General features: G+C 43.4%; 13 protein-coding genes. 5 read left to right on the forward strand and 8 right to left on the reverse strand.

The window, feature by feature from the left end:
- Positions 1-146 precede the first annotated feature (146 nt).
- The 6 genes from E1160_RS09805 to E1160_RS09830 form a co-directional block, all read right to left on the reverse strand.
- Positions 147-428 (reverse strand): DUF2160 domain-containing protein, encoded by a 282-nt coding sequence (locus tag E1160_RS09805; RefSeq protein WP_155154978.1) that lies wholly within the window; start codon positions 426-428, stop codon positions 147-149.
- A gap of 15 nt (positions 429-443) precedes the next feature.
- A complete protein-coding gene (locus E1160_RS09810) occupies positions 444-1,235 on the reverse strand; it encodes a carbohydrate ABC transporter permease (RefSeq protein WP_155154979.1) in 792 nt (263 codons plus the stop codon).
- A 2-nt stretch (positions 1,236-1,237) separates the two neighbouring features.
- The gene (locus tag E1160_RS09815; RefSeq protein ID WP_155154980.1) at positions 1,238-2,101 is read right to left on the reverse strand and encodes a carbohydrate ABC transporter permease; all 864 of its coding nucleotides are present in this window, start codon (positions 2,099-2,101) and stop codon (positions 1,238-1,240) included.
- A 2-nt stretch (positions 2,102-2,103) separates the two neighbouring features.
- The gene (locus E1160_RS09820; protein WP_155154981.1) at positions 2,104-3,177 is read right to left on the reverse strand and encodes an ABC transporter ATP-binding protein; all 1,074 of its coding nucleotides are present in this window, start codon (positions 3,175-3,177) and stop codon (positions 2,104-2,106) included.
- 16 nt (positions 3,178-3,193) lie between these two features.
- The gene (locus tag E1160_RS09825; RefSeq protein ID WP_155154982.1) at positions 3,194-4,261 is read right to left on the reverse strand and encodes an ABC transporter ATP-binding protein; all 1,068 of its coding nucleotides are present in this window, start codon (positions 4,259-4,261) and stop codon (positions 3,194-3,196) included.
- A gap of 196 nt (positions 4,262-4,457) precedes the next feature.
- Positions 4,458-6,197 (reverse strand): ABC transporter substrate-binding protein, encoded by a 1,740-nt coding sequence (locus E1160_RS09830; RefSeq protein ID WP_155154983.1) that lies wholly within the window; start codon positions 6,195-6,197, stop codon positions 4,458-4,460.
- Positions 6,198-6,393: 196 nt separating this feature from the next.
- Here E1160_RS09830 and E1160_RS09835 point away from each other — a divergent pair, with 196 nt between their 5' ends.
- The 3 genes from E1160_RS09835 to glpK are packed head-to-tail and all read left to right on the forward strand — an operon-like array spanning position 6,394 to position 10,242.
- Positions 6,394-7,188, forward strand: coding sequence for a DeoR/GlpR family DNA-binding transcription regulator (locus E1160_RS09835; RefSeq protein ID WP_155154984.1), 795 nt, complete (start codon positions 6,394-6,396; stop codon positions 7,186-7,188).
- Complete coding sequence (gene glpD, locus E1160_RS09840; RefSeq protein WP_155154985.1) at positions 7,189-8,700, forward strand: glycerol-3-phosphate dehydrogenase; 1,512 nt, start codon at positions 7,189-7,191, stop codon at positions 8,698-8,700.
- A gap of 39 nt (positions 8,701-8,739) precedes the next feature.
- The gene (gene glpK, locus E1160_RS09845) at positions 8,740-10,242 is read left to right on the forward strand and encodes a glycerol kinase GlpK (RefSeq protein WP_155154986.1); all 1,503 of its coding nucleotides are present in this window, start codon (positions 8,740-8,742) and stop codon (positions 10,240-10,242) included.
- Between the two features lie 36 nt (positions 10,243-10,278).
- Here the strand turns inward: glpK and E1160_RS09850 are convergent, their stop codons facing one another.
- Complete coding sequence (locus tag E1160_RS09850; RefSeq protein WP_155154987.1) at positions 10,279-10,719, reverse strand: Lrp/AsnC family transcriptional regulator; 441 nt, start codon at positions 10,717-10,719, stop codon at positions 10,279-10,281.
- Between the two features lie 133 nt (positions 10,720-10,852).
- Between E1160_RS09850 and E1160_RS09855 the strand changes: the two genes are divergently transcribed.
- Together E1160_RS09855 and ctlX are read left to right on the forward strand one after the other, a co-directional pair.
- Positions 10,853-11,920, forward strand: a complete 1,068-nt coding sequence (locus tag E1160_RS09855; RefSeq protein WP_155154988.1) for an ornithine cyclodeaminase — start codon at positions 10,853-10,855, stop codon at positions 11,918-11,920.
- A complete protein-coding gene (ctlX, locus tag E1160_RS09860) occupies positions 11,920-12,855 on the forward strand; it encodes a citrulline utilization hydrolase CtlX (protein ID WP_155154989.1) in 936 nt (311 codons plus the stop codon). The genes E1160_RS09855 and ctlX overlap by 1 nt, the downstream gene beginning before the upstream one ends.
- Before the next feature lie 6 nt (positions 12,856-12,861).
- Here ctlX and E1160_RS09865 read toward each other — a convergent pair whose 3' ends face one another.
- A complete protein-coding gene (locus tag E1160_RS09865; RefSeq protein ID WP_155154990.1) occupies positions 12,862-13,716 on the reverse strand; it encodes a LysR family transcriptional regulator in 855 nt (284 codons plus the stop codon).
- Positions 13,717-13,754: the final 38 nt, after the last annotated feature.

Here is a 13,754-nt window from a genome sequence, read left to right on the forward strand (position 1 = left end):
ACATATGTGAGACAGCAGGTCAAAAAACGAGTAATTTTATTTCCTTCAATACTTTCTCCATCCAAAAACTTAGAAAGAAGATATTGAAAGATAATAAAAAAGCCGAAGATAACTCTCCGGCTTTTCAGCTATTTCTCAATTGAAATTTACGCCCATTTAAAGACGACAAATCCCCACACAATTGAGATGGCTAATGCTCCCCACAATGGTGTTCCCATCAGCCCTAGCCAGCCTAAAAAGATAAAGGCACTGCCTAATAAAGTAATGAACAGACGATCTCCACGTGTTGTATCGATCAAGAAAATCCCACGCCGTGGATCACCACCAGGTTTCTTGATCTCCCAAATTGTCAGCGTCAAAATACAGCAGACAATAAAGATGAAGAAGGCTGCTGTCGGCCAAGTCCAGGCCATCCATGATAAACCCATAACAAATCCTCCCTCTTACACGCGACCCAAGGCAAAGCCTTTGGCGATATAGTTACGTACGAAGTAAATAACAAAAGCACCCGGAATAATGGTCAATGTACCAGCCGCAGCCAGTAGGCCTAACTCATATCCAGATGACGATGCTGTCTTTGTCATTGTTGCAGCGATGGGTTTCGCCGCAACAGCTGTCAAAGTTTTTCCTAACAACAATTCGACCCAAGAAAACATGAAGCAGAAGAAAGCTGCCACACCGATACCTGCGCCAATTGTTGGTACAAAAATCTTCACAAAGAAATGCGGAAAGCTATAGCCGTCTACATAAGCGGTCTCATCTAACTGCTTTGGCACACCTGACATAAAGCCTTCCAAAATCCATACAGCCAAAGGCACGTTGAATAAGGTATGTGCCAAGGCAACTGCAAAATGAGTATCAAACAAACTCACCGCAGAATACAATTGGAAGAATGGCAACGCGAATACAGCAGCAGGTGCCATACGGTTTGTCAAAAGCCAGAAGAATAAATGCTTATCTCCCAAAAAACGATAACGGGAAAAAGCATAAGCCGCTGGCAGTGCCACCGCAACAGACATGGCTGTGTTGATGGATACATAGATCATGGAGTTCACATACCCCATATACCAGCTGGCATCACTGAAGATCGTTTTATAGTTTTCCAAGGTGAACTCATTCGGCCATAGAGTGAATGAGCCCAAAATCTCGGTTGTTGGTTTAAAGGACATGCTGACGAGCCAGTAGATCGGCAGCATCAAAAACAATATATAAATTGCCGGAATTGCACGTTTCATTTCTACTGTTCCTCGTTACGCATCATTAATGTGTAGAATACCCAGCTTAACAACAAGATCACCAAGAAGTAGATCAAGGACATCGCTGCCGCCGGACCTAAGTCAAACTGACCGAGCGCGATTTTCACCAAATCGATGGAGAGTAATGTTGTTGAGTTACCCGGACCACCGCCTGTCAGAACGAATGGTTCTGTATAAATGTTAAAGCTATCCATAAAGCGTAAGAGAACAGCAATGGTCAAAACACGCTTCATTTTTGGCAACTGGATATAGCGGAATATAGACAAGCTATTCGCCCCATCAATTTTTGCCGCTTGGTAATACGCATCAGGAATAGAAACCAAACCAGCATAGGCCAATAATACAACCAGACTTGTCCAATGCCATACATCCATGAGGATCAAGGTAAACCAAGCATCGCCTACTTGACGGGTAAAGTTATAGTCAAAACCCATCTCATTCAGCATGCGGCCTAACATACCGATATCCGGTAATGCAAAGATGTTCCACATCGCCCCTACAACATTCCAGGGAATAAGCAATGGTAAAGACATCAGGATTAAACATACCGGCACCCAGGGTCCTTTGCGCGGCATAGCCAAGGCAATAATCACACCCAGTGGGATCTCAATTGCCAAAATAGTAAAGGTAAAGGTCAACTGACGCATTAATGAGTCATGGAAACGACTGGAATGTAGAATTTCTTCAAACCAGACAACGCCCGCCCAGAAGAAATCGTTATTACCAAAGGTTTCCTGAACAGAATAGTTCACAACTGTCATCAACGGGATAATCGCGTTGAAGGCCACCAGAATAAGAACCGGCAGGACAAAGAACCAAGCTTTTTGATTTTCTGTTTTAGCCATGATTATGCTCCCTCTTCCAGAAGCCATCCATCTCCGTAGAGATAGGTACGGGATTGATCAAAGGATAAATGTGCACTGTCAGTTGGAATATCAGACTTCTCATCCACAAGAAGCTTGATCATGCCACCATCTGATTGTGTTGTAACAATCTTAAAACGACCTGCATCAGACACAGCTTCCACACGTACAGGAAGGCCTTTATCCGCAAAATTAATAAATTCAGGACGCACACCAACTTCAAGTTTCTTGGATGGAACAGCTGAAACCTTGTTGCCAAGATCAACAGTCTGCCCACCGATGGAGGCCTGTTTACCATCCGAGTCACAAGACAGAATATTCATACCAGGCGAACCAATAAAGTTTCCAACAAAGGTATGTTGTGGACGTTCAAACAATTCAACAGGTGTTCCGATTTGCACCACTTGACCAAAATTCATCACCACAACCTGATCCGCAAAGGTTAAAGCCTCTGTCTGATCATGTGTCACATAGATCATTGTGGTTTTTACGCGTTGATGCAGTTCTTTTAGTTTAGATCGCAACTGCCATTTCAAATGCGGATCAATGACGGTTAAGGGCTCATCAAACATGATAACATTAACATCTGTACGGACCAAACCGCGCCCCAATGAAATCTTTTGTTTACCATCGGCCGTCAAACCAGATGCACGTTGATTGAGCATCGGTGTTAATTCAATCATCTCTGCGATTTCCATCACACGATCATGTACATCTTTTTCTGGCACCTTACGATTACGTAATGGGAACGCCAAATTGTCATACACGGTCATGGTGTCATAGATCACAGGAAACTGGAATACTTGGGCAATGTGACGTTGATCCGGTGGCAAGGTGGTTACATCATCATCGTCAAACAAAACCTGACCATGACTAGGCGTCAAAAGGCCCGAAATAATGTTTAACAATGTTGTCTTACCACAACCAGAAGGACCAAGAAGCGCATAAGCTCCTCCATCTTTCCATTCAACGTCTAGACGCTTTAATGCGTAATCATCATCGCTTGCCGGATCAGGCATATAGCTATGACGCAAATCTTTAAGTGAAATTCTAGCCATTTCTTTTTCCTAAACCCTATAGCGATACCAACTGGTCTTTATCATCAAAATAAAGACCCTGGGACACATCTGCGAAAAGATGCGCAACGGAACCAACATCGTGGTATTGCACACCATGAGATTGAGAAACCCAGCTGTTACCATGCATATTGAAATGTACAACACTTTCAGAACCACTGATTTCTGTGATCTGAACACTGCCTTCCACTTTGATAGCCTGTTCACCAAGTTCCTGTGCCGTCACGTGATGAGGGCGAATACCAAATGTATATTGGCCGTCTTTCATATTGGACAAATTGCCCTTGGCTTCCCATTTAATATCAGATCCAAGCTTGATCACATTACCTTCTTTGACAACTTTCGCTGTGTTGATAGGTGGCTCAGAGAATACCTTCGCGCTGATCAAATCTTTTGGGGTGCGATAGATATCACTTGTAGGACCAAACTGTGTCACACGCCCCTGATGTAATGTTGCGGTATGACCTGCAAATAACAACGCTTCAATAGGCTCTGTTGTTGCATAAACAACCACACAATTACGTTTTGCGATCAACTTAGGTAATTCATCGCGTAATTCTTCGCGCAGTTTAAAGTCTAGATTGGCAAGCGGCTCATCCAGCAAAACAAGGCTGGAATCTTTCACTAATGCACGTGCCATAGCGGTACGTTGTTGCTGACCGCCAGAAAGTTCAGATGGACGACGTTGAAGCATCGGACCCAACTTCATCAATTCTGCCATTTCATCAACGCGTCTCTTGATTTCAGCTTCTGGAACTTTTGCCACCCGTAACGGGGAAGCAATATTTTCAAAAACTGTAAAGTTTGGATAGTTAATAAACTGTTGATATACCATTGAAACATTACGTTTCTGAACAGGAACACCTGTCACATCGGCACCGTTAAAGAAAATTTGACCGGAGGAAACAGGTTCTAATCCTGCCATAATTTGCATCAGAGTAGTTTTGCCGGAACCCGTTGTCCCCAACAGCATATTGAAGCTACCTGTTTCCAGCTTCAAATCTGTTGGATAGATGTGGGTCTCGCCATCTACCTGCTTGCTTACGCCTTTCAGCTCTAATGACATTTCTTTATCCCATTAATTGCATGCGTGGTTATTGATTTCAGACTTTTCAGAGAAATCATACACAAAAATATCGTTTTTCAGAAAAGTCCTAATAATTAGGTCTTATACCTTAAAAAGGTACTCCCCGGGATGTTTAGGAGAACTTCGAGGCGATGAAGCCATCCCGGGGAGATTTAACAGGTCGTCAACAGGGAGGTTAGTTAGACGCCCAACGTTTTACCAACTCATCATAGTTGATTGTTTCACCTTGTGGTTTTTCGTTCGCAAGTTTTGCTTTCGCGCCACCTTTGCCCAACCACTCAGCCGCATCTTTTTCTTCGTTTAGACGAGGACCACAACCACCATATGTGTTGTTTGCTTCGTCCGCACGTTGCATGCGCGCCATTACTTGATCCATTTCTTGAGCCAAGCGGGACATAGCTTCTTGTGGTGTAAACGCACCAGAGTTCACATCACCGATATTCTGCCACCACAACTGAGCCAATTTTGGATAATCAGGAACGTTTACACCTGTTGGTGTCCACATTTCACGATCTGGAGAACGATAGAATTCAACCAAACCACCCAATTTAGGCGCACGCTCTGTGAAGGATTCATGACGGATGTCACTGTCACGAATTGGCGTCAAACCAACATGTGTTTTCTTCAAAGAAACGGTTTTGGATGTTACGAACTGAGCGTATAACCAAGCGGCTTGCATACGATCCAATGGTGTGGATTTGAAGAATGTCCAAGAACCTGTGTCTTGATAACCAAGTTTTTGACCTTCTTCCCAATATGGACCATGTGGAGATGGTGCCATGCGCCACAATGGATTACCTGCATCATCAACAGTGTTGTTACCTTCAGATTTAGGCGCAACCATGGATGCTGTAAACGCTGTATACCAGAAGATCTGTTGCGCTACGTTACCTTGAGAAAGAGCTGGCAAGGACTGATAGAAATCATAGTCCGCTGCACCTGGAGGCGCATATTTACGTAACCATTCGTCCCATTTGCGGATCGCATAAACAGCCGCAGGACCGTCTGTACCACCACCACGTGTTACGGAAGCTCCAGCAGGGTTACAGGAATTCTCTTCCATGCGGATACCCCATTCATCGATAGGCTTACCGTTTGGAAGACCTTTAGAACCAGCACCAGCCATGGACAACCATGCATCTGTCATACGCCAGCCTAGGTCAGGTGCACGCTTACCATAATCCATGTGACCATAGATGCGTTGACCATCAATTTCTTTTACGTCTTCAGAGAAGAACTCAGCAATGTCTTCATATGCAGACCAGTTAACTGGCACACCCAAGTCATAGCCGTATTTCGCTTTAAACTGTTCTTTCAACTCAGGGCGATCAAACCAGTCTTTACGGAACCAATATAGATTCGCAAATTGCTGATCTGGCAACTGATAAAGTTTACCATCTGGACCTGTTGTGAAAGAAATACCCATGAAGTCATCAAGATCAAGACCTGGATTTGTAACAGCTTTACCGTCACCCGCCATAAAATCAGACAAGTTTACAGCTAGTTGAAGACGGGAATGTGTACCAATCAAATCAGAGTCATTAATATAACCATCATAAAGGTTACGGTTTGTTTGCATCTGTGTCTGAACAGCCTGCACAACTTCACCCTCACCCAACAATTGGTGGTTTACTTTAATACCTGTGATTTCTTCAAACGCTTTTGCAAGTGTTTTAGACTCATATTCATGAGTTGGAATTGTTTCAGAAAGAACGTTAATTTCCATGCCTGCATAAGGCTTGGCAGCATTCACGAACCATTCCATTTCATTGATTTGTTCACTTTGTGACAAAGTAGATGGCTGGAATTCACTTTCCACCCATTTTTTGGCTTCATCCATACCTGCAAAAGCTGCAGACCCCATAGATGAAACCATAGCAACAGATACTGCTGTCGCCATAAGGAATTTTTTCATTGGATTTTCCCTCCACTGTTTCCCTATTGTTCAGCATGCCAATCCCATACTTTGAAAACCAGCATGTTCATTCATGTTCACTTATACTTTTTATTAAGTAGCCTAACTTAAATGCGAACATAAATGAATGTCAACATAAAAAAAAACTTGAGCTACGAAACAAAAACGAATAATAGTGAAAATAAACGAGGAAAAAATGAACATTCTTACCGCACGTCAGCAAGACATTATTGATCTTGCAAAAAACAGGGGACATGTGGATGTGGAGAATTTAGCTGAACATTTTCAGGTAACACCACAAACCATACGCCGGGATTTGAACTTTTTATGCGAACAGAAATATCTGGGACGCGTTCATGGTGGTGCTGTTCATTTATCCAGCGTGACAAATTTTGAATATCATTCCAGACGCCATATTGCGGCAGAAGGAAAAGAAAAGATCGCACAAGCGACGGCAGAAATCATTCCGGATAATGCCTCCCTTATTATGAATATCGGGACAACCACTGAACAAGTGGCACACGCCTTGTCCCATCATAAAGGCCTTATGGTTATCACAAATAACCTGAACATCGCCAATATTATGATGGACTCACCAGAGGCTGAAGTACTGATTGCCGGGGGAATTGTTAGAAGACCAGATGGCGGCATCATTGGCGCCCCTGCTGTGGAATTCATCCGCAACTTCAAAGTGGATTATGCGGTAATTGGTGTATCTGCCATAGATGAAGACGGTAGCCTTTTGGATTTTGATTTCCGTGAAGTGCGCGTCTCTCAAGCGATCTTGGAACAAGCGCGCGAAGTCATTCTTGTCACAGATGGCATGAAATTTGACCGCCGTGCGCCTGTCCAAATTGGGGATCTTTCACAAATCAACACATTTGTGACGGATAAAACCCCGCCGAAAGAAATTATAGAATTATGTAAGCTTCATAATGTCCGATTAATAGTAACTGGACCTGATGAAGTCTCGGAACTTGAAAGTAATTAGATGAGTCAGCAAACAGATCAAATTTTTGATTTATTTATTGTAGGTGGCGGTATCAATGGCGTTGGTATCGCTCGCGATGCTATTGGACGTGGTTTTTCTGTATATCTTGCGGAAAAAGATGACTTGGCAAGCGGGACCTCTTCCGGCTCTACAAAACTGATTCATGGCGGTTTACGCTATCTTGAACATTATGAGTTTAATCTTGTTCGAAAAGCCTTAATGGAACGCGAAGTATTGTGGAAAATGGCTCCACATATCGTACACCCACTGCGTTTTGTTTTACCTCATCATAAAGGTTTACGCCCCACATGGCTGCTACGCCTTGGCCTGTTCTTATATGATTACATTGGGGGTCGTAAGCTATTACCTGCGACTAAAAAACTGAACCTAAAAACACATTCGGCAGGTCAACCTATCAAAGATGACTTCACAACAGGATTTGAATATTCCGATTGTTGGGTGGATGATGCACGCCTTGTTGTTTTGAACGCTATGGACGCCCGTGATCGTGGCGCCGTAATTGAAACTCGCCAAAAAGTTATTAAAACAAATAAAGTTGATGGAATTTGGGAAATCGACGTACAAGACGTTCTAACAGGGGATAAAAAAACCATCAAATCCAAGCTTGTTGTCAACGCAACAGGCCCATGGGTCGATCACTTTCTAAATGCGACCGGTAAGGGATCAAATATTCAGAATGTACGCCTTGTTCAAGGTAGTCATGTCATCGTTAAAAAACTTTATGATCATGATCGTTGCTACATTTTCCAAAATGAAGATGGTCGAATCATATTCGCAATTCCTTACGAAAACGATTTCACTATGATCGGTACAACCGATCACGATTTTACTGGTAACCCTGATGACGCAGGCATTACCAGAGAAGAAGCAGAATATATCTGTAAATCCGCCAGCGAGTATTTCAAAAAAGAAATATCCGCTGACGAAGCCGTCTGGGAATTCAGCGGTGTTCGCCCTCTCTACAATGATGGCGCCTCCAAGGCACAAGAAGCAACGCGTGACTATGTGTTGCGACTTGATGGGGAAGAAGGGGAGGCAAAAATGCTCAACATTTTCGGCGGTAAGATTACCACTTATCGTCGATTGGCAGAGGCAGCCGTAGAAGAGATTGAGACCGTTCTTGGCATTAAAAAGCCAGATTGGACAATGGGCGCAACTCTCCCAGGCGGTGATTTTGCTCATAATGGTCGAGAAGATTTAGCAGAGCGCATCAAATCTACCCATAACTACTTACCCGATGATATGATTGCGCGTTGGGTTCGCAGTTATGGGACATATGCATTTCACATCCTCAAAGACGTGTCTTCTATGTCAGATATGGGAGAATATTTTGGCGGTAGTTTATACGCGGCCGAGGTTGACTATTTGATGAAAGAAGAATTTGCCGTGACCGCTAAAGACGTCTTATATCGTCGTAGCAAGCAAGGTTTGATTTTTGATAGCGATGCGGAAGAAAAACTGGCAAGTTACATGATCGCAAAACGTTCATAATCAAAAAAACAAACAAAAAATTTAATAGGGAAGTTTATCATGAGTGGGGAAACAAAATTTATTTTGTCCATTGATCAGGGCACAACCTCGTCCCGAGCCATCCTGTTCGATCAGAATTATAATATTTGCGCGGTCGGGCAAGAAGAATTCCCCCAACATTTCCCAAAATCAGGTTGGGTAGAACATGATCCAGAAGACATCTGGAACACCACGATCTCTACTTGCAAAGAAGCAATTGAAAAAGCAGGAATAACAGCAAGCGATATTGCAGCTATTGGTATCACAAATCAACGCGAAACTACCGTTGTATGGGATCGTGATACAGGCAAACCTGTTTATAATGCCATCGTCTGGCAAGATCGACGCACATCAGAGACTTGTAAAGCGCTTAAAGATGCAGGCCATGAAGCAGGTGTTACAAAAAAAACCGGATTGCTTTTAGACCCTTATTTCTCTGCAACCAAGGTTGCGTGGATTCTAGATAATGTTGAAGGCGCACGCGCGAAAGCCGAAGCAGGTAAGCTTGCTTTTGGCACCGTCGATAGCTTCCTGTTATGGCGTTTAACAGATGGAAAATCCCATGCAACTGATGCGACAAATGCAAGCCGCACCATGTTATATGATATCATCGAAGGTCGTTGGCGCGGTACGTTGTTAGATCTGTTCCGTGTTCCGGAATCTGTTTTACCTGAAGTTAAGGACAGCGCTGCCGATTTTGGTACCACCGACGAAAATATTTTTGGTGCAGCCATTCCAATCACTGGAATTGCTGGTGACCAACAAGCCGCAACTGTTGGACAAGCTTGCTTTAAGCCCGGCATGATGAAATCCACCTATGGCACAGGTTGCTTTGCGCTTTTAAATACAGGCGACAAAGCTGTCACATCCAAGAACCGCCTTCTCACCACCATCTCCTATCAAATTGATGGTAAACCCACCTATGCACTTGAAGGCTCTATCTTTGTTGCAGGAGCTGCGGTGCAATGGTTACGAGATGGTGTTGGTCTAATTGAAAAGGCAGAACAATCTGGCGAGCTAGCACTAAAAGCCGACCCAAATGAAGAAATATATGTAGTCCCTGCTTTTGTTGGTATGGGTGCCCCTTATTGGGATGCAGATTGTCGTGGCGCCATTTTTGGCTTAACCCGCAACACGGGACCCGCAGAGATTGCCTTAGCAACATTGGAATCCGTTTGTTATCAAACAGCTGACCTTTTATCTGCGATGCGTAAAGATTGGGGCGAAGCACAAGAAACGGTTCTGCGTGTTGATGGTGGTATGGTGGCTTCGGACTGGACTATGCAACGTCTATCTGAAATTCTGGATGCACCAGTTGACCGTCCTGAAGTTCTTGAGACCACCGCATTGGGTGCTGCATATCTTGCCGGGAAATTTGTGGGCTATTATCCTGATTTGGATGAGTTTTCACAAAACTGGAAGCTGGAAAAAAGGTTTAAATCCCATATGCAGGATGATGTGCGACAAGCAAAACTCGCACAATGGTCAAAGGCCATTAAATCCACATTGAGTTATCGACCATAAAACTTTTAAAGCCTCCGAAAATCGGAGGCTTTTTTATTAGACCGATGTTAACAGCATACTGGTCTCACTATTAGAGACACCGTCTATCAAACGCACTTCCCGCAAAACACGATCAAATGATTGCAGACTATCCGTATGAATTTCAGCAACCAAATCCCATTTTCCGTTAGTTGTATGCAATTTATATAATTCCGGCATCCCCCGAAGTTTCTTAATCACTTCTGTTGTCGACTTGCCCAGGATTTCAATCATCATCACAGCACGAATTGTGGAATCTCCATGGTCTTCACGGACGCGAACAGTGAAGCCCAACAAAGCACCGCTTGCTAACAATCGATCAATTCGGTTTTGAATGGTCGCACGAGAGACACCTAATGCCCCTGCTAATACGGAGACTGGTGCACGCCCATCAACGCGCAGTTGAGAAAGTAATTCTCGATCCAGATCATCAAAAATATATTTTGCGTTCTCATTCATAAATTTATCTTTTTGTATAATATAGATTAGCAATTTGTATAAATTATTAGCATACTTTTCAACAGATGGAAATTTACGTTACAAATTGAAAACAGGCATGATGCTTTTCTAAATCAAAATAAAGGAAAAAACCATGTCTGCACCTCTTCCATCTCCTCTTGCTTTTGTCCCTTTCGTAAGCGTGGACCATATGATGCAATTGATCCATGAAATTGGCATCGAAGAAATGCTGAAGGGTATTGCGACTTACGTGGAAGACGACTTTAAGCGTTGGGAGCTTTTTGATAAAACACCGCGTGTTGCGTCTCATTCCAAAGAAGGCGTAATTGAACTTATGCCTACATCTGATGGTCAAACCTATGGGTTTAAATATGTAAACGGCCACCCAAAGAATATGAAAGAAGGCCTGCAAACAGTCACAGCCTTCGGCATTCTATCTGATGTGACAACTGGTTATCCGATCTTACTATCTGAAATGACCGTATTAACAGCCTTACGTACAGCTGCAACATCTGCCATGGTTGCCAAACATCTTGCACCAAAAGGCGCAAATACAATGGCCATGATTGGCAATGGTGCGCAATCAGAATTTCAGGCGCTTGCGATGCGGGTCATCTGTGGTATCGAGAATTTGCGCCTTTATGATATTGATCCAAAAGCCACATCTAAAGCACAAAAAAACCTGACTGCTTTTGGCTTTAACATCACCGCTTGTGATACAGCTGAAGATGCTATTCAAGGCGCTGACATTATAACAACATGCACCGCAGACAAACAATATGCGACTATCTTAACTGACAATATGGTCGGTGCAGGCGTTCATATCAATGCAATTGGAGGTGATTGCCCAGGCAAGACCGAATTACATAAAGACATCCTATCCCGTTCTGATGTTTTCGTGGAATTCCCAGCCCAAACCCGTATTGAAGGCGAAATACAACAAATGCCCGAAGATTTCCCAGTTACAGAAATGTGGGAAGTGATCACAGGTACAAAAGAAGGTCGTACTAGTGCCAATCAAATCACATTATTTGACGGCGTAGGCTTTGCGACAGAAGATTTTTCAGCACTTCGTTATATACGCGATCAACTAGAAGAAACAGGTCTGTTCCAACAACTGGATATGCTGGCAGATCCAGATGATCCCCGTGACCTTTTCGGCATGGTACAACGCGCAAAGAAAACACAAGAGGCAGCCTAATGAATTCTCAACGACCTCTCTTATCAATACAAGCGCCTTCAGCTGTCGTCATGATCCGCCCACATCATTTCACTGTGAATACAGAAACAGCAGTTGATAATGCCTTTCAGAATAACGTAACCGCCAATTCATCTGACGCGAAGTTTGCATATGATGAAATCACAAAGGCTGCAAATATCCTGATAACCCATGGTGTTCGCGTTCATATGTTCGAAGATGAGGGAAAGCAGACACCGGATTCAGTATTTCCCAATAACTGGTTTTCAACTCATTCAGGCGGACATGTCGCCGTTTATCCGATGAAGCCGGAAAATCGTAGATTGGAAAGACGTTCAGATATTATTGAAATGTTAAAGAAAAAATATCGTGTTCAGGATGTCACTGATTATTCCGGCTTGGAACAAGATGATCTATTTTTGGAAGGCACAGGCGCCATGGTTTTGGACCATATGGCGCGGGTGGCTTACGCCGTTGAATCTGATCGTACTAATCCGATTATTCTGGAACGTTTTTGCACGCATTTCAATTTTGAACCCATGGTGTTCAAAGCAAGTGATGAAGAAGGCACAGCCATTTATCACACAAATGTATTGATGTGTATTGGGACAGATTATGCGTTGATTGGACTAGATATGATTGAAGATCAAGATCGTAGAGATGAAATCGCAACCCGATTAGAAAATTCGGGGAAACGCGTTATTGCATTAACCAATGATCAAATTCGTAACTTTGCGGGAAATGCTATCGAATTACAGGGGCAAGATGGGCGACTATTGGCATTATCACAAACAGCCTATGACGCCTTAAATAAAGAGCAAATATCTATGTTGGAAACTTCAGTAAAACTTGTTACGCTTGAAATTCCAACCATTGAAAAGGCTGGTGGATCAGTCAGATGCACCCTTGCAGGTATTCATTTAGCATCAAGACGGTAAACAAATTTAGCTTCGAAACTCAGTAACTGATTTAATCCAATAGCTGAATTCTTTGGCCACGTCTGTTTCAGATACAGTTGCTAAATAATAGCCTTCGTTCCCCATGATCCCGACGCCACCAACCTGCTTAACCTTTCCAGCTTCAATTGAAGATTTCGCAAGCAGTGAACTGGTTAAAGCCACGCCACTGCCATTTGCAGCAAGATCTAATGCGACACCATAAGAATCCACATGTAAACTTGGCGAAAGATCGGTCGGATATTTTGCCTTTCGCGCCCATTCTTGCCATCCTTTTGAGGTACCAACAGCTTCGATTAGAATACTATCTTCCAAAGGAGCTGCATGATCGACAGTCGCAACAGCGATCAGCTCATCTGGTCCTAATCTGGCAGCCCCTTTACCAACTTGTTTTTCAGAACCAAATCGAATCTCAACATCTGCAATTGAGGTATTAAACTCATCCGGCCAAATTGTACTCATCAACCGTATACGCAATCCCGGATGCATATCTAGGAAGTCTTGTATATTAGGAGCTAATATCCATTGAGAAATACTCACTGACGTGGCGATGGTCAAAAGCCCTTGCGTCGGGCCAACATCAAATAAACTTGCCGCGGCCCCAAGCGATTCCATCGCCGATCCAACCATTGGCAAAAGCTTACGACCATCATCCGTCAATGCCAGACCACGGGCTTTGCGGATAAACAACTGGGTTACCAGCCTCACTTCCAAAGACCGTACTTGTTGGCTGACAGCTGACTGTGTCATCCCTAATTCGTCGGCAGCAGCTGAAAAATTTAAATGTCTGGCAGAGGCTTCAAACGTCCGAAACCAACCAAGTGGAGGTAATGATTTTCCCATAGATGTAACCTAGATATAAGTATTACTAATATCTTAGT

Origin of the sequence: Curvivirga aplysinae (assembly GCF_009711445.1) — a bacterium.
Lineage (GTDB): Bacteria > Pseudomonadota > Alphaproteobacteria > UBA8366 > Aestuariispiraceae > Curvivirga > Curvivirga aplysinae.